Source organism: Paraburkholderia sp. AV2 (genome assembly GCF_054968425.1).
On the sequence record NZ_JBANLK010000028.1, the window covers coordinates 28,316 to 53,092 of the forward strand.

Annotated in this window: 21 protein-coding genes; 8 read left to right on the forward strand and 13 right to left on the reverse strand. The window is 67.0% G+C overall.

Features of this window, described 5'->3' with window-relative positions; translation table 11 throughout:
• Nucleotides 1-2: 2 nt before the first annotated feature.
• Together V8683_RS19365 and V8683_RS19370 are read right to left on the reverse strand one after the other, a co-directional pair.
• Entirely contained in the window at nucleotides 3-2,093 is a 2,091-nt protein-coding gene (locus tag V8683_RS19365; protein ID WP_411191936.1) for a carbon starvation CstA family protein, read from the reverse strand.
• A 238-nt stretch (nucleotides 2,094-2,331) separates the two neighbouring features.
• Nucleotides 2,332-3,297 (reverse strand): glycerophosphodiester phosphodiesterase family protein, encoded by a 966-nt coding sequence (locus tag V8683_RS19370; RefSeq protein ID WP_411191935.1) that lies wholly within the window; start codon nucleotides 3,295-3,297, stop codon nucleotides 2,332-2,334.
• Nucleotides 3,298-3,403: 106 nt separating this feature from the next.
• Between V8683_RS19370 and V8683_RS19375 the strand changes: the two genes are divergently transcribed.
• Both V8683_RS19375 and V8683_RS19380 read left to right on the forward strand, forming a co-directional pair.
• Nucleotides 3,404-4,888 carry a cache domain-containing protein gene (locus tag V8683_RS19375; protein WP_411191934.1) on the forward strand — a complete coding sequence of 495 codons (1,485 nt, stop codon included), beginning with the start codon at nucleotides 3,404-3,406 and terminating at the stop codon, nucleotides 4,886-4,888.
• Entirely contained in the window at nucleotides 4,885-5,520 is a 636-nt protein-coding gene (locus tag V8683_RS19380; protein ID WP_411191933.1) for a response regulator, read from the forward strand. The genes V8683_RS19375 and V8683_RS19380 overlap by 4 nt, the downstream gene beginning before the upstream one ends.
• 55 nt (nucleotides 5,521-5,575) lie before the next feature.
• Here the strand turns inward: V8683_RS19380 and V8683_RS19385 are convergent, their stop codons facing one another.
• Nucleotides 5,576-6,178, reverse strand: coding sequence for an MlaC/ttg2D family ABC transporter substrate-binding protein (locus V8683_RS19385; protein ID WP_411191932.1), 603 nt, complete (start codon nucleotides 6,176-6,178; stop codon nucleotides 5,576-5,578).
• A 194-nt stretch (nucleotides 6,179-6,372) separates the two neighbouring features.
• On the opposite strand from V8683_RS19385, the gene hpnN reads away from it, so the two are divergent.
• Together hpnN and V8683_RS19395 are read left to right on the forward strand one after the other, a co-directional pair.
• Nucleotides 6,373-9,003, forward strand: coding sequence for a hopanoid transporter HpnN (hpnN, locus tag V8683_RS19390; protein ID WP_411191931.1), 2,631 nt, complete (start codon nucleotides 6,373-6,375; stop codon nucleotides 9,001-9,003).
• Nucleotides 9,000-10,139 (forward strand): MlaA family lipoprotein, encoded by a 1,140-nt coding sequence (locus V8683_RS19395; protein WP_411191930.1) that lies wholly within the window; start codon nucleotides 9,000-9,002, stop codon nucleotides 10,137-10,139. The genes hpnN and V8683_RS19395 overlap by 4 nt, the downstream gene beginning before the upstream one ends.
• Nucleotides 10,140-10,244: 105 nt before the next feature.
• Here the strand turns inward: V8683_RS19395 and V8683_RS19400 are convergent, their stop codons facing one another.
• The 8 genes from V8683_RS19400 to V8683_RS19435 form a co-directional block, all read right to left on the reverse strand.
• On the reverse strand, nucleotides 10,245-10,700 hold the full coding sequence (locus V8683_RS19400; RefSeq protein ID WP_411191929.1) for an acyl-CoA thioesterase: 456 nt from the start codon (nucleotides 10,698-10,700) through the stop codon (nucleotides 10,245-10,247).
• A 116-nt stretch (nucleotides 10,701-10,816) separates the two neighbouring features.
• On the reverse strand, nucleotides 10,817-11,533 hold the full coding sequence (locus V8683_RS19405) for a phosphorylase (protein ID WP_411191928.1): 717 nt from the start codon (nucleotides 11,531-11,533) through the stop codon (nucleotides 10,817-10,819).
• Between the two features lie 20 nt (nucleotides 11,534-11,553).
• Nucleotides 11,554-13,614 (reverse strand): squalene--hopene cyclase, encoded by a 2,061-nt coding sequence (gene shc, locus V8683_RS19410; protein ID WP_411191927.1) that lies wholly within the window; start codon nucleotides 13,612-13,614, stop codon nucleotides 11,554-11,556.
• Entirely contained in the window at nucleotides 13,611-14,882 is a 1,272-nt protein-coding gene (hpnE, locus tag V8683_RS19415; protein WP_411191926.1) for a hydroxysqualene dehydroxylase HpnE, read from the reverse strand. The genes shc and hpnE overlap by 4 nt, the downstream gene beginning before the upstream one ends.
• Nucleotides 14,882-15,733: a presqualene diphosphate synthase HpnD gene (hpnD, locus tag V8683_RS19420; protein WP_411191925.1), complete on the reverse strand. Its 852-nt coding sequence runs from the start codon at nucleotides 15,731-15,733 to the stop codon at nucleotides 14,882-14,884. The genes hpnE and hpnD overlap by 1 nt, the downstream gene beginning before the upstream one ends.
• 254 nt (nucleotides 15,734-15,987) lie before the next feature.
• Nucleotides 15,988-16,932: a sensor domain-containing diguanylate cyclase gene (locus V8683_RS19425; RefSeq protein ID WP_411191924.1), complete on the reverse strand. Its 945-nt coding sequence runs from the start codon at nucleotides 16,930-16,932 to the stop codon at nucleotides 15,988-15,990.
• Nucleotides 16,929-17,552 carry a chemotaxis protein CheC gene (locus V8683_RS19430; RefSeq protein ID WP_411191923.1) on the reverse strand — a complete coding sequence of 208 codons (624 nt, stop codon included), beginning with the start codon at nucleotides 17,550-17,552 and terminating at the stop codon, nucleotides 16,929-16,931. The genes V8683_RS19425 and V8683_RS19430 overlap by 4 nt, the downstream gene beginning before the upstream one ends.
• Nucleotides 17,545-17,913 carry a response regulator gene (locus V8683_RS19435; RefSeq protein ID WP_411191922.1) on the reverse strand — a complete coding sequence of 123 codons (369 nt, stop codon included), beginning with the start codon at nucleotides 17,911-17,913 and terminating at the stop codon, nucleotides 17,545-17,547. The genes V8683_RS19430 and V8683_RS19435 overlap by 8 nt, the downstream gene beginning before the upstream one ends.
• A 419-nt stretch (nucleotides 17,914-18,332) precedes the next feature.
• Here V8683_RS19435 and V8683_RS19440 point away from each other — a divergent pair, with 419 nt between their 5' ends.
• Both V8683_RS19440 and V8683_RS19445 read left to right on the forward strand, forming a co-directional pair.
• Nucleotides 18,333-20,597: a hybrid sensor histidine kinase/response regulator gene (locus V8683_RS19440; RefSeq protein WP_411191921.1), complete on the forward strand. Its 2,265-nt coding sequence runs from the start codon at nucleotides 18,333-18,335 to the stop codon at nucleotides 20,595-20,597.
• A gap of 97 nt (nucleotides 20,598-20,694) precedes the next feature.
• Nucleotides 20,695-21,351 carry a hypothetical protein gene (locus V8683_RS19445; RefSeq protein ID WP_411191920.1) on the forward strand — a complete coding sequence of 219 codons (657 nt, stop codon included), beginning with the start codon at nucleotides 20,695-20,697 and terminating at the stop codon, nucleotides 21,349-21,351.
• On the opposite strand, the gene V8683_RS19450 is transcribed toward V8683_RS19445, so the two are convergent.
• Nucleotides 21,336-21,890 (reverse strand): NADPH-dependent FMN reductase, encoded by a 555-nt coding sequence (locus V8683_RS19450; protein ID WP_411191919.1) that lies wholly within the window; start codon nucleotides 21,888-21,890, stop codon nucleotides 21,336-21,338. The two genes, V8683_RS19445 and V8683_RS19450, sit on opposite strands and share 16 nt — an antisense overlap.
• 357 nt (nucleotides 21,891-22,247) lie before the next feature.
• On the reverse strand, nucleotides 22,248-22,607 hold the full coding sequence (gene arsC, locus V8683_RS19455) for an arsenate reductase (glutaredoxin) (protein ID WP_411191918.1): 360 nt from the start codon (nucleotides 22,605-22,607) through the stop codon (nucleotides 22,248-22,250).
• Nucleotides 22,608-22,993: 386 nt separating this feature from the next.
• Between arsC and parA the strand changes: the two genes are divergently transcribed.
• Nucleotides 22,994-23,656 carry a ParA family partition ATPase gene (gene parA, locus V8683_RS19460; protein WP_411191917.1) on the forward strand — a complete coding sequence of 221 codons (663 nt, stop codon included), beginning with the start codon at nucleotides 22,994-22,996 and terminating at the stop codon, nucleotides 23,654-23,656.
• 24 nt (nucleotides 23,657-23,680) lie between these two features.
• Nucleotides 23,681-24,745 carry a ParB/RepB/Spo0J family partition protein gene (locus V8683_RS19465; RefSeq protein ID WP_411191916.1) on the forward strand — a complete coding sequence of 355 codons (1,065 nt, stop codon included), beginning with the start codon at nucleotides 23,681-23,683 and terminating at the stop codon, nucleotides 24,743-24,745.
• Nucleotides 24,746-24,777: the final 32 nt, after the last annotated feature.

Here is a 24,777-nt window from a genome sequence, read left to right on the forward strand (position 1 = left end):
CGTTAATGTGCGCCGCCCACGCGCTGGGCCAACCCCGCGCCGGCCGGCATCGGCTCATAGGGCGTTTCCTGTGTGGTCGGACGATCGACCCGGCGCGCACGCGCAATCGAGATCAGCCCGTACACGACAATGCTCACCACCACGAAAATAAAGAGCCCCGAAAGCGCCGCATCCACGTAGTCGTTGAAGATCATGCGCTGCATCTGTTCGAGCGACTTCGCGGGCCCGACGATCTGGCCTTCCGCGAGCGCGGCGGAAAGCTTCTGCGCATGCGCGACGAAACTCACCTTGGGATTGCTGTCGAAGATCTTCTGCCAGCCGGCCGTCAGCGTGCAGATGAGCAGCCAGATCGTAGGCAGCACCGTGACCCAGGCGAACTTCTCGCGCTTCATCTTGAACAGCACGACGGTGGCCAGCATCAGCGCGATACCCGCCAGCATCTGGTTCGAAATGCCGAAGAGCGGCCACAGCGTATTGATGCCGCCCAGCGGGTCGACCACGCCCTGGTAGAGGAAGTAGCCCCAAGCCGCCACGCACAGCGCGGTGGCGATCAGGTTCGCGGGCAGCGACTCGGTGCGCTTGAGCGAAGGATGGAACGTGCCGAGCAAATCCTGCAGCATGAAGCGGCCCGCGCGCGTGCCCGCGTCGACGGCGGTGAGAATAAAGAGCGCTTCGAAGAGGATGGCGAAGTGATACCAGAAGGCCATCATCGCTTCGCCGCCTATCACCTGGTGCAGGATCTGCGCCATGCCCACCGCCAGCGTCGGGGCGCCGCCCGCGCGCGCGACGATGGTCGTCTCGCCCACGGCGTGCGCCGTCTGCGTGAGCATGTCGGGCGTGAGCGCGAAGCCCCAGGTGCCGACCGTGTGGGCAACCGCGTCGGGCGTCGTGCCGAGCACGGCGAGCGGCGCGTTCATCGCGAAGTACACGCCCGGCTCGATCACCGAAGCGGCCACGAGCGCCATGATCGCGACGAACGACTCCATCAGCATCGCGCCATAGCCGATAAAGCGCGCGTTGGTCTCGTTATCGAGCAGCTTGGGCGTCGTGCCCGACGAAATCAGCGCGTGGAAGCCCGAGACCGAGCCGCACGCGATCGTAATGAAGAGGAACGGGAACAGGCTGCCCGACCAGACCGGGCCCGTGCCGTCGATGAACTTCGTGAAGGCCGGCATCTTGAGCTCCGGCGCGACGATCAGGATACCGATGGCGAGCGCGAGGATCGTGCCGATCTTCAGGAACGTCGAAAGGTAGTCGCGCGGCGCGAGCAGCAGCCACACCGGCAGCACCGAGGCGACGAAGCCATAGCCGATCAGGATCCACGTGAGCTGGATGCCCGTGAACGTGAACATCGCGGCGAGCGCGGGCGAGTCGTGCACGTGCTGGCCGAACGCGATGGAGGCCATCAGCAGCACGAAGCCGATGACCGAGATTTCGCCGATCTTGCCGGGGCGAATGTAGCGCACGTACAGACCCATGAAGATCGCGATGGGGATCGTCGCGGCGACGGTGAACGTGCCCCACGGCGAGTTCGTGAGCGCCTTCACCACGATCAGTGCCAGCACCGCGAGGATGATGATCATGATGAGGAAGGTGCCGAAGAGGGCGATCACGCCGGGCACCGGCCCGAGCTCCATCTTCACGAGGTCGCCGAGCGAGCGGCCGTCGCGGCGCGTGGAAAGGAACAGCACCACGAAGTCCTGCACGGCGCCCGCGAACACCACGCCCGCGAGAATCCAGATCATGCCGGGCATGTAGCCCATCTGCACGGCCAGCACCGGGCCCACCAGCGGCCCCGCGCCCGCGATCGCCGCGAAGTGGTGGCCGAACAGCACGTATTTGTTGGTGGGCACGTAGTCGAGCCCGTCGTTGTGGCGCACGGCCGGCGTCATGCGCAGACCGTCGAGCTGCAGTACGGCGCTCGCGATGAAGCGACTGTAGAAGCGGTAGGCGATCAGATAGACGCAGATCGCGCAGACCACGATCCAGAGTGCGCTGATGCGCTCGCCGTGCGCGAGCGCGATGGTGCCGAACGCGAACGCGCCCAGCAGCGCGACGATCGTCCAGACGACGAAACTGGATGCCCGACTCATGGCGTCTCCTTGTTGTTTGTGTTTATGCGCGGTGTTTACGCGCGCGATTCCCCGGATTCGGACCGGGCCCCGATGCGCGTCGTGCCTGAATCAGGCCTGAAGCAGCGTAGCGGATTTCGGTGCGGCGCATGGCGTAGCTGCACCATGCGGCGGCCCCGTAGTATTGGCCTTCGCCCAGGCGCCCACAACCGGAGAATTACGTAAGCGTCCTACGTAAAAATACGTAGCAAGGACGCGTTCAAGGGCACGTATAGCCGCGCCTGAGCGATTCGCGCACCGGCACCATCTGTTTCGGCGAATCGGCGAGAACGGCGTCGACGCCCGCGCAGGCGGCGGCCTTGTAGTCGGCGGCGCTGTTGACGGCGATGGCGACGAGGTGAACGTCGGGATGCGTGCGAAAGCACTGGACGGCGGACGCGCTCCATAACGTGGCGTCGTTCACTGCCGAGCGACCTTCGCCCAAGGTGAAGCGCTCCACGAGATCCACCTGGCGGCGGAATTCGAATGCGGCCCACGTTCCGGCAGGCGGTGGCGCCTCGCACGCTCGTGCCAGGGCAACCGTCGCCAGGCGCTCGCGCGTCGCGTCGCGCGACTCGAATAGCCGCGCCTGCGGCCAGGCGGCAAAGGCCTGCTGGTACGCCGCTTCGGTCGAATAGAGGCGCACGCGCCCCCAGGCCTCACCGGCGGTCAGCACGCGCGCCACGGCGGCGGCCTGGGGCCGCGCCGGCAACGCCTTCATGTCGAGGATCACGGGAATGCCGGGCGGGATCCCGGCCAGCGCCGCCGCCAGCGTGGGGATGCCGACCGGCGCGGCGCGGTAGGGATAAATCATGTTGCCGGCTGCGTCCTTCGTCGCGAACCGCCAGCCCGCATTGACGCCCGCCAGTTCGGCCGCGGTCTTCGAAGCGACCGGGCCGCTCGCGTCGGTAAGCGCCGAAAGGTCCGCGGGGCGGTACAGCACCGGCACGCCGTCGCGGCTCAACTGAACGGTCAGCCAGATCATGTCGGCGTGGTTCGCAATCGCCATGCGGATGGCCGCCAGCGTGTTCTCGGGCGCGTCGCCGGTGCCGCCGCGATGCGCGATGACGAGCGGCGCCGCGGTGGCGGCAGGATGGCCGGGAGGGTTGTATGCGTTGCCGCCACAGGCGGCAACGAGCAGCACGGCCGATGCGGCAAAACAGGCGAGCAGGGGACGAAGGGGCATCGGCAAGTTCCAGTCGGATCGTTCAGGATGGGAACATATACAACGATTTCCCTGCATGGTGCGGCGCACGCGGTTATGCTTGCTCACCCCGCGCTCGACCTTCGCCATGCCTGCCCCATTTTTCTTCAACGACCGCCTGAAGACGAAGATCTTTCTGCTCGCGGTCGTGCCGTTTCTCGCCGCCATCGCCGGCATCGGCATCGGCGTGCGGCAGCAGGCCACCACGCTCGCGCAGACGCAGCACGCGACCCTGCAGGCGACATATCTGACGAGCAAGGAAATCGAGCTGCGCCACTATGTCGAGCTCGCCACGAGCGCGATCGCGCCGCTCTACGACGCCCCGGCCGATGCAACACCCGGGGAGATCGCCGCCCGCCAGCGCGAAGCGTTGACCGTGCTGCAGAAAATGGACTTCGGCCCGGACGGCTATTTCTTCGTCTACGACCTGCACGGCCGTTCGCTGATGCATCCGCGCGAGCCCGATCTGGTCGGCCGCAACCTGTGGGACCTGCGCGACCCGCAAGGCGCACTGACGATCCAGCAGCTCATCGCCGCGGCCTCGCGCGGTGGCGGCTACGTGCGCTACCAGTGGCATCGGCCCTCCACGGGCCGCCTCGCGCCGAAGCTCGGCTACGTCGTGCCGCTGTCGCGCTGGGGCTGGATGGTGGGCACCGGCATCTATCTCGACGACGTCGATTCGACGCTCGCGCACATCGACGAGCGCGCCACGGCCAATATCGAACGCACGCTGCTGTGGCTCGGCGTGATCGCGCTCTCGGGCGTCGCCGTGATCGCGCTCGGCGCGCTCGTGCTCAACGTGAGCGAGCACCGCAGCGCCGACGCCAGGCTCAAGCGCCTCGCCCAGCAGGTGGTCGAGTCGCAGGAGCAGGAGCGCGCGCGGCTGTCGCGCGAACTGCACGACGGTATCAGCCAGATGCTGGTGTCCGTGAAGCTGCTGCTCGAATCGGCGCTCGCGCGCTTCGAGCGAGGCGAGGCTCGCGTGCCGGCCGCCGAGGCCTCGCTCGCCACCGGCCTCACGCGCCTTTCCGAAACATTGCGCGAGGTGCGCCGCATCTCGCACGCACTGCGTCCCGCGATGCTCGACGACCTGGGTCTCGCCGCCGCGCTCGAACAACTCACGCGCGAGCTCGGCGAGGAATCGGGCGTGCAGATCGTCTTCGCGCAGACCGGCGCGCCCGCGCCGCCGCCCAAGGCGCGTGCCGCGCCACTGCCCGATGCCGTGAACACGGTGCTCTTTCGCATCGCCCAGGAGGCGCTCACGAACATCGTGCGCCACGCGCAGGCCCCGCGCGCGGCCCTCACGCTCGACGTGACCAACGGCGGCGTAACGCTGGTCGTGGCCGACAACGGGCGCGGATTCGATGTCGCGCAAGCCCAGGCCGATCCCCGCGCGGGCCTGGGCCTGCGCAACATGCGCGAGCGGCTGGAGCCGCTCGGCGGCCAGCTCACGCTTAGCTCGCAGCCCGGCCACACGGTCCTGACCGCGTGGGTGCCGGTTGCGGCTGCCGCCCGGGAAGGGGTGGAAAAACCCGCGGAAGCCATGCCATCAGCAGGAAAAGCAACGCCATGAACCACGACACATCCAGGCCGGCGCGCCTCGTGCTCGTCGACGACCATCCGCTCGTGCGCGACGGCCTGCGTGCGCGGCTCGAAGCGGTCGCGGGCCTCGAAGTGGCGGGCGAGGCCGGCAATGCCGACGAGGCCATCGCCCTCGCGGCCGCCGTCGAACCCGACCTCGTGCTGATGGACGTCGGCATGGCCGGGATGAACGGCATCGCGCTCGCGGGCCTCTTCCACGAGCGCTTTCCGGCCATCCGGGTGCTCATGCTTTCGATGCACGACAACGTGGAATACGTGACCGCGGCGGTGCGCGCGGGCGCGAGCGGCTATGTGCTGAAGGATTCGCCGTCCGCGGAAATCGTCCGTGCGATCGAGGCCGTCCTCGCGGGACATACCTGGTTCAGCGCGGGCCTGGGCGCGCGCATGATCCAGGCATCGGCGAAAGAGGCGCCCATCGAACGGCTAACGCCGCGCGAGCGCGACATCCTCGACGCCCTGGCGCAAGGCCTTTCGAGCAAGCAGATCGCGCAGCGTACCGGGCTTTCGGTGCGCACCGTGGAGACGCACCGGCTCAACCTCAAGCTCGATATCGACGGCCAGGCGGAGCTGATCAAGTTCGCGGTGGAAAACCGCAGGAAGTGAGAGCAAGGCGGGTGGGCGGCCGGTAACGGCCGCCCGGAGGAAAGCAGGAAGCGCGTCAGGTGCGCGCGTTGTGATCGACGAGGAACTTGATGAGGCCGTCGATGCCGCCCTTGGCGATCTGGTCGGCGAACTGCGTCTGGTACACCTGGATCAGCCAGGCGCCCATCATGTTGATGTCGTAGATCTTCCAGCCCGAAGCCGTGCGTTCGAGCCGGTAGTCGATGGCGTCGTCGCCGCCGTTGCTGAGGACGTGCGACTGCACGACCGTGTCCTTCGCGCCCGCGCCCGTGCTGGAGGGCAGGAACTTGAAGGTCACCTGCGTATCGCGCAACTGCGAGAGCGAAGCCGCGTAGGTCTTCACGAGCAGGAGCTGGAATTGCTCATAGAGCTTTTGCTGCTGGTCGGGCGTGGCCGTCGTCCAGGCCTTGCCGATGGCAATGCGCGTGGTGCGCTGGAAATCGGTGGCCGGCACAAAATGGGTCTGGACCGTCTCGGTGATCTTCGCCATGTCGCCGCCGCGCGCCTGCGGGTCGGCCTGCATCGCCTTGACGGTGCCTTCTACGGCATCCTTGACGATCGCGTCCGGCGAACTCTGGGCCCAGGCGGAACCCGACACAAAGGCAGCAGCGGCGACAAATGCAGTGAAATAACGTTTCATACGCTCATCGGGAAGTAAGATTCAAGCGCCGGGCCGCCGCGCTTCTCGCGGGCTACTCGCGGGCCGGCCGGCCCAGTATAACGGCTTTGCCGGCGCCCCCCCGTGTGTGCAAGCCGCGCCGCAATGGGCGGTGCCGGTATACTGACGCGCTTCGCCAGAAAAAAAACCGTCATGGACAGGGCCCCCTCGCCTGTATGCTGAAGCCATTCATCGTTCACCTCGTCGCCTGGTCGGTGCGCCGCGCGGCGTGGGTCATTGCACTCGCGCTCGTACTGGCCGCGCTTTGCGGCGTATACGTCGTCAAACATTTCAAGATCAACACGGACGTCAGCGGCCTCGTCGAAAACGACGCCCAATGGTCCGCGCTCGGCGACGCCATCGATAAAGCCTTCCCGCAGCGCGGCCAGTCGCTGCTCGTGGTCGTCGAGGCCAACGCGCCCGAACTCGCGGACGCCGCCGCCGACAAGCTCGCCGACGCGCTCAAGCAGGACTCGCGCGAATTCAGCGCGGTCTCGCAGCCCGCGGGCGGCCCGTTCTTCGAGCACAACGGCCTCCTGTTCCCGTCCACGGCCGAGGTGCTCTCGACCACGGGCCAGCTCGTGCAGGCCCGCCCGCTCGTCAACCAGCTCGCTAAAGACCCGAGCCTCACCGGTCTGGCCGGCACGCTCACGACCACGCTGCTGCTGCCGCTCACGATCGGCCAGGTGAAACTGCCCGACATGGCGCACCTGCTCGGCAGCGCCGCCGACACGGTCGATCAGGTGCTCGCCGGCAAGCCGGCCGCGTTCTCGTGGCGCGCGCTCGTGGACAAGGATTCGGCCACGCAGCCCGCGTTCGCGTTCGTGACCGTGCAGCCGGTGCTGAATTTCGCGGCGCTGAAGGCGGGCGCGAGCGCCTCGCAGGCGATCCGCGCCACCGCGGCGTCGCTGCATCTCGACAACGAATACGGCGCGCGCGTGCGCCTGACGGGCGAACAGCCGCTCGCCGACGAAGAATTCGCCTCGGTGGAGGACGGTGCGGCGTTCAACGGCGCGCTCACCGCCGTCGTCGTGCTCGCGATCCTCTGGCTCGCGCTGCGCTCGGGCAAGCTGATCGTCGCCGTGCTCATCACGCTCGTGATCGGCCTCGTCATCACGGCCGCGCTCGGTCTCATGATGGTGGGCTCGCTCAACATGCTCTCGGTCGCCTTCATGGTGCTGTTCGTCGGCCTTGGCGTGGACTTCGGCGTGCAGTTCGGCGTGAAGTACCGAGAGGAGCGCTACCAGGACGACCGGCTCGACGCCGCCCTCCTCAAGACGGCGCGCGTGATCGGCGTGCCGCTCACGCTCGCGGCCATCGCCGTGGCGGAAAGCTTCTTTTCCTTCCTGCCCACGGCCTACAAAGGGCTCTCCGAACTCGGCCAGATCGCGGGGGTGGGCATGTTCGTCGCCTACTTCGCGAACATGACCGTGATGCCCGCGCTCATCAGCGTGTTCAAGCCGCGCGGCGAAAAGGCCTCGCCCGGCTTCGCATTTCTCGCGCCGGTGGACCGTTGGCTCGCGGCGCACCGCAAGCCGGTGCTGATCGGCACGCTCATCGTCGTGGTGGGCGCCACGCCGCTCCTCCTGCACCTGCGCTTCGACTTCAACCCGCTGCATCTGAAGGACCCGCACACGGAGTCGATGGCGACGCTGATTGCGCTGAAGAATTCGCCCGTCATCTCGATCAACGACGTGAGCGTGCTCGCGCCCACGCTGGCCGGCGCCGACCAGATCGCCGCGAAGCTCTCGAAGCTGCCGGAAGTGGGGCGCGCCACGACGCTCAGCTCGCTGATCCCCGACGACCAGCAGCAGAAGCTCATGCTGATCTCCGGCGCCGCGCAGCAGTTGCTGCCCGCGCTCACGCAGCAGCCGTCCGCGCCGGCCACCGACGCGGTGCGTGTGGAAACGCTCAAGCGCGCTGCGAACCAGCTTGCGCTCGCGGCCGGCGATCACCCGGGCCCCGGTGCGGCGGAAGCCTCGCATCTGTCCGCCGCGCTCGCGAAACTCGCCAACGCCGACGCGGCCACGCGCGATCGCGCCGAGCAGGCCTTCAGCCTGCCGCTGAAGCTCGCGCTCGCGCAGCTCGCGCGCCTGTTGCAGCCCTCGCCGATCACGCGCGACACGCTGCCGCCCGCGATGGTGCGCGACTGGATCGCGCCGACGGGCCAGGCGATCGTGGAGATCGCGCCGCGCGTGCCGCCAGGCGTCGACCCGAACGACGACCCAATGCTCGCGCGCTTTGCCGACACCGTGAAGGCCGCGGAGCCGGGCGCCATCGGCGGGCCGATCTCGATCCTGCATTCGGCGAACGTGATCATCCTCGCGTTTCTCGAGGCGGCGGCCTGGTCCGTCGTGCTCATCACCATCCTGCTGTGGATCACGCTGCGCCAGTTCAGCGACGTGCTGCGCACGCTCATCCCGCTGCTGGTTTCGGCGCTCGTGACGCTGGAGCTTTGCGTGGTGCTCGGCATCCAGCTCAATTTCGCGAATATCATCGCGCTGCCGCTGATGCTGGGCGTGGGCGTCGCGTTCAAGATCTACTTCGTGATGGCGTGGCGCGAGGGCCAGACGGGCCTGCTCCATTCGAGCCTCACACACGCAGTGCTGTTTTCCGCGGCGACCACGGCCACCGCGTTCGGGAGCCTCTGGCTCTCGCACCATCCGGGTACGTCGAGCATGGGCAAGCTGCTCGCGCTCTCGCTCTTCTGTACGCTGATCGGCGCCGTGGTGTTCCAGCCGGTGCTGATGGGCAAACCGCGCGTGACAAAACGCAAAAGATCGCAACTCCAGGGAATCGACCAATGAAAAACAAACGAGCCGCGCTGGGCATGGCGGCGGCGACCCTGACGCTCCTCGCGGCGTCGGGCTGCGCCACGGGCCCCGACCGCAAGCCGGAAGACCCGTTCGAGCCTGCGAACCGCGCGATCTTCAAGTTCAACGACGTCATCGACCGCACCATCGCGCAGCCGGTCGCGAAAGGCTATACGAAGGTGACGCCGCAGCCGCTGCGCCAGGCGATCAGCAACTTCTTTTCGAACCTGGGCGACGTGAGCAACTTCGCCAACGACCTGCTGCAACTGAAGATCACCGACGCCACCGAGGACCTGATGCGCCTCGCGATGAACACGACCTTCGGCGTGGGCGGTCTGGTCGACTTCGCGACGCCCGCCGGGCTGCCGAAGCACCACCAGGACTTCGGCCTCACGATGGGGCGCTACGGCATTCCCGCCGGGCCGTATCTCGTGCTGCCGCTGTTCGGGCCGAGCGACGTGCGCGACGGCATCGGCATGGCCGTCGACGTGAAATTCAACGTGCTCAACTACATCGAGCCGGCCGTGCGCAATCCGCTCTACATCGCGCAGTTCATCAGCACGCGGGCGGACCTGCTCGGCGCCACCGACCTGCTCTCGCAGGCGGCGCTCGACAAGTACTCGTTCGTGCGCGATGCCTACCGCCAGCAGCGCGAATCGCTGCTGCGCGGCTCGCAGTCGGACAACCAGAGCCTGCCGAACTATGGCGATCCGGGGCAGTCGGGTTCCGCCAGCCCCGGCAATTCGAACGGGCTACCGAACTACGAGGATCCGGGCGATACGGGCAATACGGGCGGCGCCGAGGGCTCGAGCGCGACAGGAGGCAAAGGCGCAGACAAGGGCGGGGCGAACAACGGTCTGCCGGATTACTACGACCCGGGCAAATCGGGCGCGAGCGGCACGGCGGCGGCTGGCGCTGCTGCGGGCGGTGCGGGCACGGCCGGTGCCGTTACGGGCGCCGCGGCTCCCGGTGCCGCGTCAGGCGCGGCCACGGCGGCTGCGCCAGCGGTGGCATCGGCTGCGGCGGCCGCTTCGGGCGCTGCCGCCCAGGCACCTGCTGCCGCGTCGGCCGACAGTGCCGCGAATGCCGTCACCAGGCCCGCTGCACCGGCTCCGGCCTCCGCGCCCTGACGCGTTGCGAGATCGGTTTCGACGATGTAAAAACCTCGACAGACATAACGTCTGCCGAGGTTTTTTCTTTTCCGGTTTCGGAACGCAGCCGAAAGAGCAAGCGTGTCAGTGCACCGCGTCCGCTTCGCTCGGCTCGATGGCCGCATCGGCCGCCGCGTGGGCGGTCTGACGATAGCGCGCATAGGCTTCGTCGGCGTAGCGGATGCGCTCGCGTCCATGCGGCGCGGGCTTGCCGTCTTCGCCAAGGTTCACGAACACCATCTTTTCGATCGTCAGGATGCTCTTGCGCGTGATCTTGTTGCGCACTTCGCAGCGCAGCGTGATCGACGTGCGGCCGAAGTCCGTAGCCGTCATCCCGAGCTCGATGATGTCGCCCTGGCGCGCGGAGCTGACAAAGTTGATCTCCGAGATGAACTTCGTCACCACGCGCTGATTGTCGAACTGGCAAATGGCGTAGATGGCGGCTTCTTCGTCGATCCAGCGCAGCAGGCTGCCGCCGAACAGCGTGCCGTTCGGATTCAGGTCTTCAGGCTTGACCCACTTGCGAGTGTGAAAATTCATGATTGGCAACTCCCGGCAATTTGATCCGACCCCGTACAACATCGAAAAATCAGGGTTAACACCTAAATCATAACAAAAATAAGGGTTTTCCCTAGGATTTCAATATTCCGGATGAATCAGGCGGGAAAGAGCGCGCCAGAGGCCGCCAGCGCGCGCCGCGCGGCGGCGAGCGTCTGCCGCGCAGCCTTGGCGTCGGCGGCGACGCGCAGCAGGCCGCCGAGCTGCAACGGCGCGCGCGCAAGCTCGCGCAGGACCGGCAGCACGGCCGTCGTGCCATCGTCGCGCAGGCCGGCCATCGCCGCCTTCGGCAGGCTGCGCCAGGCCGGGTCGACAATCGCGCGGCATACCGCGAACGGCAGCCCGCGTTCGGCGGCGGCGGCCGCCGCCAGGTGCGATTCCATGTCGACGGCGAGCGCGCCGTCCGTCGAGCGATGCAACAAGGCCTTCTCGCTCGCGCCGGTCAGCGGGGCCGTGACCGCCGCCTCCACGCCGCGCCGCACGCGCGCCGCGAGCGGCGACGCCGCCAGCGCCCCGGCAAGCCGCGCCGTCCAGGCGGGGTCGGTGGCGATCCGGCCGAACGGACCTTCCACGGCGTCGGCAATGACGAGCGTGCCCGGCTCCAGATCGGGTGCGAGCCCCCCTGCCGTACCGAAACTCACGATGCCCGAGGCGCCGCGATCGAGCGCCGCCTGCAGCGCGCGCTCGAGCAGATCGGCGCGTGCCGCATAAACCGCCACGACGCCGTCGCGCCCATCGCCTTGCGCAATGGCCGCCTCGAACGCCATGCCTGCGACGGCGATAACAGGCCGCGCAGGCGTCGCGCCTGCGCGCATGGGTGCCGCTGCCCCCGCCATCACATTCCGACCGTCACGAACGTCGTGCCGCTGCGCTTGAGGTTGCGATAGCGCGCGAGCGCCCACAGCGGGAAGAACTTGCGATAGCCGTGGTAGCGCAGATAGAACACGCGCGGAAAGCCCGTTGCCGTGAAGCGCGTTTCGTCCCAGAGGCCGTGCTCGCGCTGCTCCCTCTGCAGCCATTCGATGCCGCGCGCCACCGCCGGGTGGTTCACCGCACCGGCCGCCATCAGGCCGAGCAGCGCCCACGCCGTCTGCGACGCCACGCTCGGCGCGCGTTCGTAGCCACGGTAGTCGAGCTTGTAGCTCGTGCCGTCCTCGCCCCAGCCGCCGTCCTCGTTCTGGATCTGCACGAGCCAGTTCACGGCGCGCTTCATGCGCGGGTCGTCGTGCGAGAGGCCGGCCGCGTTCAGCGCGCACAGCGCGGTCCACGTGCCGTAGATGTAGTTCATGCCCCAGCGGCCGTACCAACTGCCGTCGGCTTCCTGGTCTTCGAGGATGTAGTGGTACGCGAGGCGCGCCGGCTCGCTCGCGGCCGGCAACTCGCCGAGCTGCGCGAGCATCGAGAGGCAGCGGCCCGAAACGTCGACCGTGGGCGGATCGAGCAGCGCGCCGTGGTCCGAGAACGGGATGTTGTTCAGGTAGTACTGCGTGTTCTCCGGCTCGAACGCGCCCCAGCCGCCGTTGCTGCTCTGCATGCCCACGACCCATTCGCGCGCGCGGGCAATCGGTTCGTCGTACGAGCGGGTCTTGTCGAGCACGTCCACGCGGTGCATCGCCATCGCGACGACCGCCGTGTCGTCCACGTCGGGGTAGTGCGGATTCGCGTACTGGAAGGCCCAGCCGCCCGGGCGAATGTCGGGGCGGCGCGAGATCCAGTCGCCGCGCACGTCGAGAATCTGCAGCGGGCGCAGCCATTCCAGACCGCGGCGCGCAGCGTCCTCGGCGCGGGCCTCGCCCGTTTCGAGGAGGGCATGCGCGGCCAGCGACGTGTCCCACACCGGCGAGAGACAGGGCTGGCAATAGGCCTCGTCCTCGTGGATCACGAGCAGCTTCTCGACCGACTGGCGAGCGATGGCGCGGTGCGGGTGATCGGCCGGATAGCCGAGCACGTCGTACATCATCACGCTGTTCGCCATGGCCGGGAAAATCGCGCCCAGGCCGTCCTCGCCGTTCAGGCGCTCGCCGACGAAGGCCACGGCCGCGTCGATCGCGCGCTGGCGCAGGTAGTTCGGAAAGAGCGGATCGGCCACGCGCAGCACGCCGTCCACGGCGCGGAAGAAGGCGAACCAGCCCTTGCTCTGGTGTCCCGCGCGCTTGTTGAGGCCCGTGGAAACGGGCGCGCCGTGGAACAGCTCGTCGATGCGCACGCCGCGCGGATTCTTCGCCACCGGGCGCTTCGCGTTCAGCACGAGCAGCGGCACGATCACCGTGCGCGCCCAGTACGACACCTTCGAGAGGTGGAACGGGAACCACTTCGGCAGCAGCGTGATCTCGACCGGCATCATCGGCACCGCGTACCACGTCACCACGCCGAAGAGCGCGAGCAGGATGCGCGTGAAGACGTTCACGGCTTCCGCGCCGCCCGCCGCGAGGATCGCCTGGCGCGCGCGCGCCATGTGCTCGGCATCCTCCGCGTCGCCGATCATCTTCAGCGCGAAATAGGCCTTCACGCTCGCGCTCACGTCCATGGCGCCGTCCGTGAAGAGCGGCCAGCCGCCGTCCGGCAACTGGATGCGGCGCAGATAGCGCGCGATCTTCTGTTCGAGCTTCAGGTTCGGCGTCTCGCCGAGGTAGTGGACGAGCAGCACGTATTCGGCCGGGATCGTCGCGTCGGCTTCGAGCTCGTAGACCCAGTGGCCGTCGGCTTGCTGATGCGCGAGCAGCGCGTCGGTCGCGCGCATGACCGCGGCGTCGAGGGCGTCGGCCGGTGCCGCAGCGGGTGCCATCGCAGGTGCCATCGCTGACACTGCGGGCACGACGTCGGCCGACGGATCGGCGGCGGTGGCGAGGCCGCTCGCGAGGTCTTCGGTCGGCATGGCTTGGGAAAGGTCGTTCATCGGCGTTCCATATTTTCTGTCAGCAGCAGATCCGCGGCCTTGCGGCCGGAGCGGATCGCGCCTTCGATCGTCGCGGGCAGACCGGTAGCCGTCCAGTCGCCTGCAAGCATCAGGTTGTTCCAGCGGGTGCGCGTCGCGGGACGGCGCAGCTCCTCTTCGGGCACGGGCGCGAAGGTCGCGCGCGGCTCGGCCACGATCTGCCAGGGCGGCAAGGGGTCGGGCGGCAGCGTGGCCGCGGCGGCCAGGTCTGCCCAGACTCTGGTGGCGAGCGTTTCGGCCGGCAGGTCGAGCACCGCCTGGGCGTCGTGGATCGTGGCCGACACGCGCCGGGGCGCGGCCATCAGCCAGTCGGCCGTGCCGTGCACGAGGGCCATCGGCGTGGCGAGCCCCGGCGGCGGCTCCACGGCGAAATGCACGCAGACAACCGCCGTGTGGCGCCGCGGCGTCTGGATCGCGGGCACGAGCGCGGCGGCCGCCGCCGGCGGCACGGCCAGCACGACCGCCTCGCCTTCGGCCAGCGCCACGCGGTCCGCCGCGAAATCGAGCGCGGCGACGCGGCCCGCCGCGTCGTCGTACACGATCTCCCTGAGCGGCGCGTCGAGCCGGATGGCCGCGCCGCCGTGCTGAAGCATGCGCAGGGCCGGATCGACGAACGCGCTCGACAAGCCGTTCTTCGCAAAGAGCGGCCGCAAGGCGTCGCCGCCCGCCGCCAGCACCTCGCGCAGCAGGGTCGCCGCGAGTTCGGCGCTCGCCCCGCGTGGCTCGATATTGAGCGCCGCGAGAAAGAACGGGCGCAGCAGCCGGTCCCACAAGGTGCCGTCGCAGCGCATGCTCTGCGCGAGCGTGCGCCCCGGCTTGGCGAACAGGAGCGGCAGCAGCGCGAGGTAGTCGGCGGTCCTCGTGCCCGGCACGCGCGCATCCGTGTCGCCGATCCAGAACGGCACGCGGCTGCGCGAGAAGCGCACGCTCCAGCGTGCGTGCGCCGCAAGATCCATGAACGCGAAGCCGGGCTGCGCCGGACCGACGAGCTCGTCGGCCGCACCGATCGCGCGCGCGTAGTCGACGATCGCCGCGTGACCCGCCAGCATCAGGTGATTACCGCTGTCGAGCGTCGCGCCGAGCGTGCGGTCGTAATACGAGCGGCACCGTCCGCCCGCCTGCGAAGCCGCCTCGTAAAGCGCGATCTGCACGCCGCGCCGCTGCAGCCGCACCGCCGCCGCGAGGCCCGCGAGCCCCGCGCCGATCACGTGGACGAGCCTCAGTGGCATCAGAACAGCGCGTAGCGCGCGACGATCCACATCAGCCGCGCTTTCGGCTTGCTGACTTTCGTGCGCGGCAGGTCGAAACCGCGCGCGAGGGTGCGTTCGAGCAGCACGCGATAGACGCCCGACATGATGCGCGGAGCCTTCACGTGGGCACGCGGCGCCGCGTCCATGATCGCGTCGGCTTGCGCGAAATGCTGCTTCGCCCGCTCGGCGAGCGTCGCGCATACGCCCGGCAGCGCCGGATCGGCCGCGATCCGGTGTGGGTTCGTCGCCCCGATGCCTTCGCGCGCGAGCAGCTCGCGCGGCAGGTAGCAGCGGTTGATGTCCGCGTCCTCGTCGATATCGCGCAGGATGTTCGTGAGCTGCAGCGCGCGGCCCAGGTGGTGCGACAGCGCGATGCCCGGCGCCTCGTCCATCCCGAATATCCTCACCGACAGGCGGCCCGCCGCGCTCGCCACGCGGTCGCAGTAGAGATCGAGCGTCGCTTCGTCGGGCGCGCAGATGTCTTCGGCGGCGTCCATCGCCATGCCGTCGATCATCGCGTGGAAGTCGTCGCGGCGCAGGCCGAACGTATGGATCTGCCGCGTCAGCGACGCCAGCGCCGCGGGCGGCGTACCGGCGTAGCACGCGTCGATGTCGGCGCGCCAGCGGTCGAGCCCCGCCGCGCGTTCGGCGCGCGGCAGGTCGCTGTCCGCGATGTCGTCCACGGCGCGGCAGAACGCGTACACCTGGTACATGGCGTCGCGCTGCGCGGCGGGCAGGATGCGCATCGCCAGATAAAACGAGCTGCCCGACGAAGCGGCAGCGGCGTCGGTTTGTTGTGTATCGTCCACGACGAGGTTGGAAACGGCCAAGACGATCTCCGCTGGAGGCGCCCGCATGCGGGGCGTTTCAGATATTCGGGCCCGCAATGCTGCGGGTCGCCCGCGCGCGCGGCCACGCGCGAGGCAGCCGGCCGCGGGACGTCCTGGAGACGTGCGCGCAGGGCCGGAAACGGGCCAAAGTATAACAATCTTTGCCTGCTGCCGCCCGCAAAGCCCCGGCGTACGGGCCGCGATGCCCGTCCTGCGGCAACACGGCCGCGGGGCTCCGACGAACCCGCTGCGAATCAGGCGAGCGCGACGGACCGGTTGCGCCCCTGGCGCTTGGCGCGATAAAGGGCCGCATCGGCCTCGCTGACCATGCCTTCGTAGCCGGACGTGCCGGTGCGCGCCGTGGCGGCGCCGACGCTCGCCGTCACGGGGACGACGACGCCCTGCACTTCGATCGGCGCATCGCCGATGGCATGCCGGATCTTCTCGGCCACCCGCATGGCGTCGCCCAGCGGCGTGCAGGGCAGCATGAGCGCGAACTCCTCCCCGCCGAAGCGGCCGAACACGTCCTGCTTGCGCACGACGTTGGCCACCCGCTGCGCCATCACGCGCAGCACCGTGTCGCCGGCAACGTGGCCGAACTGGTCGTTGATTTTCTTGAAGTGGTCGAGATCGAACAGCAACACGGACAACTCGCCGCCGTGCCGCTGCCAGCGCGAAAACTCCTCCGAGAGGCGCGTCTCGAAGTAGCGCCGGTTGGCAATGCCGGTCAGGCCGTCGCGGTCGGCATAGTCGCGCAGCTTGGCCACGGCCTCCTCGCGCTCGCGCTGCATGACGCTCACGTGCGTCACGTCGGAGATCGTCACGCAGACCGCGATCACCTCGCGCTCGCGCATGAGCGGCATGAAGGTGCAGTCCTGCTGCATGTAGTCCACACCGCCCGTGATGGGCCGGTCGTGGTCGAAGCGGAACAGGTAGGGACGCTGCTCCCACGAGCTGAAGGCGAAGCTGCCGAGCTGGAACACGCTTTCGACCTTGCGCGTGAGCCACGCGTGCGGCAGATCGGGGAACGTTTCGAAGATCGACCGGCCGATCACTTCGTCGGCATTGCGCCCGCTATGATCCTGCATGAAACGGTTCCACATCAGAACCTTCATCTCGCGATCCAGCACGAACAGGCCGAAACCCACCCGTTCGACCACGAGATCCGACAGCGACGGCGAGCCAGCGTGTGCGTTCATAGACTATGCAGCATGGTGTCGATCGCCCGGCTCACGTAATGGATGGATTCCTCGGCCATCAGCATGACGAGATGGGCGCGGAACCGCTGGTCCTCCAGTGCGAAGTTCACTTCGACGAGCAGGGCGAGGTCCCAGGCGAGCAGCCCCGGCTGGAACACTTCGTCGAGCGTGATCTGCTCGCCGAGCAGCCCCGGGGCCGTGAAGACCGGCAGGCGGCCGAGCTGGTCGAGCATCGACGAGACGCACGCGCCGGTCAGCACGTTCGCGACGTCGTAAATCAGTTCTTCTTCGGTGAGCGTTTCGGTGGCCGTTTCGGTAAAGGCGCCGCCGATCAGTTGGCCGAGTTCGGCGATCTCGCCGCTGCGGCAGATCACGAGCGCCTCGCCCTTGATCTCCGAGCGGAAGCCCTGGCGCACGGCCGTTACCGGACCGTCGATGCCGGTCATCTCGCGCAACGCCTGCGCGGCTTCGCGCACGGCGACCACGCGCACGCGCGGCACCGAAAGCTCGATGAACGCGTCGAGCAGCCTCGACAGCCGCGTGGCCGCCTGTCCCATGCCGAGATTGGCGATTTCCTGGAGCGCGTCGCGCTGCAATTCCGTGAAGACTGGATCAGGCATACAACCCGTACTCCTTGAGGATGGGTAGCAGCGCCTCCTGGGTGACCGGCTTCGCGACGAACGCCACCGCACCGAGCGAACGCACGCGCTCCTGCGCGAGCGGCTGGATATCGGCGGACACCACGATCACGAACGAGTTCAGATCCTCGCTCTGCAAGGCTTCGAGGACCTGGAACCCCGTCATGTCGGGCATCGTGAGGTCGAGAAACATGACCGCTGCACGGCCGGCGCGATAGTGAGCAAGCGCCTCGTGTCCGTTCGACGCGTACGAAATCTCGACGTCCCAATCCTCGGGCAGCGCCCTCGTGAGCACCTTGCGGGCAAGCAGCGAATCGTCGGCGATCACGATGGGCAAGGACATGAGTATGCTAATTGACTGTGCGTTGGACGGAATGCATTAGGACGGTTTAACGGCGGCGCGAGCGCTTTCTTTAGGCGCGACGCTCCCATTTGACGTGACCGCGATTCTCGAATCATTCGGAGTGAAATGCAACTCGCCGATAACAGCGAAATGGACGGAATCGACTCCAGTTTCACGATTTACTGGAAATAATCGATCACGTTCCGAAATAAATATCGGCGATTATGCTTTTGTGTACGTTTGCGCTTCGTGAAATTTCGCGAATTGGATTTCCGGGGAAAAATCTCTCCCCATGCAAGGTCGGCTTCGCCGGCAGGGATGCCGCGGGTCGACCGGCCGAGGGACCAGCGCGGGGGCGCGGTCGTTTATGATGTCGTCAGCTTCTGTTGCCCGCTTTAGCCTTTCCGGCTCTTTGCAAGATGACTCCTGACCGTCCCGTACGGCCCGACGATCGCACGCCCCCGCCGCACCGCAACGACGAGCCGCCGTTTCCGGCGGCGCCCGGCCACGACTTCACGGTCCGCCGCCGCACGCTGATCGCGCTCCTGATCGCCGCGATCGTGCTGCCGTGCGTCTATGTCGCCGCCATGGCTTACAACGACCTTCGCACGCGCGAAGCCGACGCCGCCGACACCACGCTGCGCACCGTGCGCGTGGCGGAAGAGCACGCGCTGAAGGTGTTCGACCTGAACGAGGCGCTCGATGCGCGCGTCGTGGACCTCATGCAGGGACTCGACGACGACGGTATCCGCGCCGACGAAACCCAGTTCCACGCGAAGCTCGATGCCATCGGCGGCGGCTACCCGCAGGTCGCGTCCGTGTCGATCTTCGGGCGCGACGGCGAGCTGCTCGCGAGCAGCCGCTATTCCCCGCCGCCGCCCGTCTCGATTGCCGGGCGGGAAGATTTCATCGGCATTCGTGCCGGCCGCACGGTCGATCATGTCTCGCGCGTGATGGTGGGGGCGATAAGCGGTGAAACCGTATTCAACATGAGCGTCGCGCGCGCGGACGCCGCGGGCGACTTCGCGGGGATCGTCTCCGTCGCGCTGCGCACCGGCTACTTCAGCGCGTTCTACCGCGAACTGCTGGGCGCCGGCTCGCCGATGGACATGGGCCTCGTGCGCAGCGACGGCTCGATTCTCGCGTTCTATCCGCCGCCGCGCGCGGACGCGACCTCGGTCACGTCCCCTTCGCCGCTCTCCGTGGCGCTCGCGCGCGGCGCGGAGAGCGGCGTCGTGCGCATGCACTCGCGGCTCGTCAACGACGACGTGATCCTCGCGTACCGGCGTGTCGGCTCCTATCCCGTGTACGTGTCGTGCGGCTATCGCACGTCGGAGATCTGGGCCGCCTGGTGGACGCACCTGAGCGTGCTGCTGGTTTCGATGTTCACGCCCTCCGTGGCGCTCTGGTGCGTGATCTGGCTCTCGCTGCGCCGCCTCGCCGCCGAGGAGGAAGCCTGGGAGCGCTGGCAGGCCGAAGCGTCGATGCGGCGCTCGATCGAATCGGCCTACCGGCAGGCGCGCAAGATGGAGGCGCTCGGCAACCTGGTCGGCAGCGTCGCGCACGACTTCAACAATCTGCTGATGATCGTTTCGGCAAACGTCCAGATCGCGCGGCGGCGCGGCGCGGCGGGGCTCGAGCGCGAGCTCTCCGCGGTCGAGCGCGCGCTCAAGAGCGGACAGTCGCTCACGCGGCAGTTGCTCGGCGTCGCGCGCAAGCAGCCGCTGCGCAACGAGACCATCCACGTCGGACGCTGGCTGCCGGCCTCCCGCGAACTGCTGCGCGCCTCGCTCGGCGCGAAGGTGTCGCTCGTCGTCGATATCGACGAGGAAGTGTGGCCCGTGCTCGTCGACGTCGCCGAGTTCGAGCTCGCGCTGATCAACCTCGCCGTCAACGCGCGCGACGCCATGCCCAACGGCGGGCGCTTCACGGTAAGCGCGCGCAATATCAGCTTCCGGCCCGGCGAGGGCTTTCCGCTCGACGGCGATTTCGTGCAGATCTCGCTGGAAGATACGGGCTCCGGCATGCCGCCCGAAGTGCTCGCGCGCGCCTTCGAGCCGCTCTACACGACCAAGCCGAAGGGCATGGGGACGGGGCTGGGGCTGCCGCAGGTGTTCGCGTTCTGCGAACGCTCGGGCGGTCTCGCGGCCATCGACAGCGCGATCGGCGCGGGCACCTCGGTGCACCTCTACCTGCCGCGCGCGCTCCATGCACCGGCGACCCAGCGCGCGCCCGAACCGCGCGCGGACGAGGTTCGACAGCCCCAGGGGCTGCGCGTCCTGCTCGTGGAAGACAACGACGAAGTCGCCGCCGGCACCGAGGCGCTGCTGCAGATGATGGGCCACGAGGTGACCTGCGCCAACGACGCCGCGAGCGCGCAGCGTCTCATCGAAGAAGCGCGCGCCGTTAACGGGAGCGCGCCGCGCTTCGACCTCATGATCTCGGACATCCACATGCCGGGCGAGATGAACGGCATCGATCTCGCCGAGGCGGTGCAGTCCATCGAGCCGGCGCTGCCGATCATCCTCGTGACCGGCTACGCGGAAGAACTCGAGCGCGCGCGCCACGCCGAGGTGCGGGTGCTGTCGAAGCCGTTCGATATCGGCCTGCTCGAAAAGATGCTGGAGCAGATTCAGCGCGAGCAGCCGTCACGCGCCAGGCGGGAGCGCGACGCGACGCTTTGAGGGGCGCGCGGCACGAAGATTGCGGCACCGGGCGACGCACGATGCAGGATCGGGCGCATCATGTGAGCAACCGATGCAACCCATCGAGGAGGGTGCCATGAGACAGACCGTAACCGGCCGCTTCAGGACCTGGGACGACGCGCGCCATGCGCAGGACGTGCTGTTGCACCAGGGCTTCGCAGCGGGCGACATCGAACTGCCGGCGCATGCGCCGGGCGTGCTGGCGGGAATCGAGCGCCTCATGGCGAGCTTCTTTGCCACGGAACACCGCGTGGGCGGTGCGCCTCATACCCTGGACGACAAGGTCCTGCTTGCCGTCCACGTCATGGACGACGCGCACGCCGAGCTGGCCTGCGCGACCCTCGGCGCGGAGCATGCCGTCGAAGTCGCAATTCGTACCGACCCGTGGAGCTGGGCGACGCCCGACGAGTCGCCGGCGCGCGAGCGTTCGGCCCTCGACGAACTGGGCCTCGCCGACCTGGCCACCGCCGTGTGGCGCCGGACGATGACGCAGCCGTCCCCCGAGCACGACGCGCCGCGGCAGCCAGCGCCCCGGGCGCAGGCGCCATCATGGGCCACGCCGTCGAAGTGCCGGGCGCGCCCGTCGCGACGCAGCCGGAGAAGGACGTCGCCCCGCAGATTCCCGACGAGTTTCTCGAATACGAGGACGACACGCCGGCGCACCACCGGACGCTGCATTGAGCGACCGCGGCGGCGCGGGGGAGAACGCAACTGGCGTCAGCGTCCGAGCTGAAGCTTGACCCACTCGACGTAACGATCGACGAAGGTCTGCAGGAACTTGCGCGTGTCGTCGTTGAGAATCTCGCCCTTTTCGTTGACGCGGCTGCCGTCGTGCTTGATGTACATCTCGGGCTGGGCAAGCAGCGCGACATCGAGATAGGCGAGAACATTGCGCAGATGCTGCTGCGCGAGCGCCGTGCCGGTCGCGCCGACCGACGTGCCCAGCATGGCGGCCGGCTTGCCCCCCCATGAATTCTTGCCCCACGGACGCGAGCCCCAGTCGAGCGCGTTCTTCAGCACGCCCGGCATCGAGCGGTTGTACTCGGGCGTGACGAACAGCAACGCGTCGGACGATTCGATCTGCTGCTTGAACTGGCGCGCGATCTCGGGAAAGTCGGGATCGTAGTCCTGGCTATAGAGCGGCAGCACGCCGATGTCGAGAAACTCGAAAGAAAAATCCGCCGGCGCCAGCGAAATGATCGCATGCGCAAGCTGCCGGTTGAAGGATTCCTTGCGCAGACTGCCAACCACGACTGCAATTCGATAAGCCATTTGAGTGTCCCCGGTTGCACGCATGAAGCGCGGTGGAAGGAAACTTCATCATAGGTGCAGGCGATGACCGGCGTGCTTGAAGGTGTCCGGGGCGTCCGGCGGCACCTCGCGCGGCGCCGCCGGGCTGTGAACAAACTCGCGTTGCCGGGATTTATCCACAATTTTATTGGATAACCTTGTGGACAACCTGGCCGGACAGCCCGCCGCATATGGGGGCGAGTGGGATTGCGGGTAAAAAATGCAAATGCCCAACTATTGGGCACGTTGAGCGTCGAGACCTTTGATAACCGTTTGAGCGCCGCGGGTAGATGGCGTCGAGCACCGAACGGAAAGGTCGCGAAGGACGCCAGGAATCGCTCAGGCAAATAACGCCGCGACGTTCTCTGGCGGGCGGCCGATCATCGCTCGGCCGTCACGTACGACGATCGGGCGTTGCAGCAGGATGGGATGGCTCGCAATTGCTTCGTAGAGCTGATCATCTGCGAGACCCTCGCTATCGAGGCCGAGCTCGGTATAGACGGTCTCGCCGTTGCGGATCATCTCGCGCAGTGGACCGCCCAGCATGGCGTGAAGCGACTTCAATTGTGCGACGGTGAGCGGTGTCTTCAGGTATTCGATCACCTCGACTGGCTCGTTGGTGGTGTTCCAGGTCGTGGAGATCAGTTCGCAGGTGCTACGCGACTTGGAGCAGCGAGGGTTGTGATAGATCGTGATCATGGCTTGTGTGCGGGAAGCAGAAGTGAGGATCGTGGTGAGCAGTCCGAGCGATTTTACCTGGCAAAGGCCAGTGCCCGGTGACGACGCCGCATGTGGCTCGCCCGGAGGCGAATCTGTTGGTTCGAGTGGGCCCCTAGTTGCGGCTTTATGCGCATAAAGCGGCTGCCAGCGATTCCCATTGGAAGGAACGGGACCGAGGCCTTTATGATCCCCTCCGACTCGACGATAACCACGACACCAGGTCGCAGAATCCGCAACCTGGCGCCTGCTTTATGCGCATAAAGCAGGCCGAACGGCTAATTCATGGCCCAAATACGACAGAAGTCGTTGAATTGAAATTCAATCCAGGTAGAATCTCCGCTAATTAGCAAAAAGGAGAACACCAATTGGCGGCAGAGATAATCGCAGTCACGCAGCAGAAGGGCGGGGTCGGCAAAAGCACGATCGCGATGCATCTCGGCGCTGCATTCCACGAAAAGGGCAAGCGCGTGCTCGTCGTGGACGCAGATGGCCAAAACACGCTGGTCCATTGGGCCAGTGCCTCCGGTGACGAAGAAGCGGGCATTCCGTTTCATGTCGTCAACCTCTCCGAAGCTGGCGGCCAGATTCACCGGGAGATCAAGAAGTTCATCGCCGACTACGACATCATCGTCGTCGACTGCCCGCCGTCGATTACCGAGAAAGTTTCAGGTGTTGTGTTGCTGGCTGCGACGATTGCGGTCATTCCCACGTCGTCGTCACCGGCCGATTACTGGTCCAGCGTCGGTCTCGTTAAACTCGTCCAGCAAGCGCAGGTCATGAACGAGGATCTGCGGGCAGTATTTCTGCTCAACAAGACCGAAGAAAAGCGCATGCTGACACGGGAACTCAAGCGCGCGCTGGAAGAACTCGGCTTCCCGTTGCTGAGGACGCAGATTCCCACCCGTGAAGCGTACAAGCAGGCCATGGCGCTCGGCCAAACGGTCCTGCAAATGAACGATCGCGGCGCGCGACTCGCCGCCGTCGAAGTGCGCGCCGTCGCCGATGAAATCGCGGCGATGCTCCCCTGACTTTATGCGCATAAAGGACGCTGAATGAAACCCTCCCAATTCGCCAAAGGCTTTCAGGCGCGGCCCGATACGACAAGTAGCGAGAAGCGCACGGCACTCGACCGCCTCAATGCAATCGATGGACTGGTTCAAGACAAACCGGTGGCCCCCAAAGTCACGGGACGGTCGAGCCAGCCTGTTGTCGAACCGATCGCATCGCCCGAACCTCCCGCCGAGTCACACGAAAATGAGTCGGCGGAATATCGCGCGTGGCGACTCGAACACGCTTATCGGGCAGGACAGATCGTCGAACTGCCGCTCAAGGCCATCAAGCCCAGCCCCTTCAACCCGCGTCACTTCTATCTGAAGTCGTCGATTGCCGAACTTGCCGTCAATCTCGCGAAGCAGGGACAGCAGCAGGCCATCCACGTCATTCCCGACTACGCCGCGCCGGGCAGCTATTACGTGAGCGACGGTGGACGGCGCGTCCGCGCACTGAAAGAAGCCAACAAGGAAACCGTCAAGGCGATCGTCGTCGATCTGCCTATCGGCATTCAAAGCTACAAGCTCGGCTACGACCTCAACGTCCAGCGCGATTCGCAAACGGTTTTCGATAATGCGATCGTGTGGAAGCGCTTCATCGAAGAAAAATTCTTCCAAAGCCAGCGCGAACTCGCCGATCATCTCGGGCTCGACGAATCGACCGTCGCCGTGGCGCTCTCGATCGCCAAGCTCCCCGAGTCGATCATGCAGGAAATGGTGGCGCGGCCGGACCGGTTCGGATCGAACATGGCATATCAGGTTGGCCGCTATCACGGCGCGCGCGGGACCGAAGCCACGCTGCGACTCATCAACCGGATTCTCGCCGACGATCTAAGCACGCGGCAGGTCGCCGATATCGTCAAGGGACGCTCGAGCGCGCAGGAAAGCCCGCGGCCAGCGGGGCGCCAGCGTTACGCACAGCGACTCGAGATCAAGCTGGATGGCGTCGCCGTCGGCGATCTCAAGTCCTACGGTGAAGACAGGCTCGAGCTACGCCTGAAAGGTCTCGCGAAAGACCGGCGTGACGAGATCCTGCATCAGATCCAGCAGATCCTGCAGGCGAAATAAGCCAAAGGGAAGTATGTCGTGCCGCGATCTCC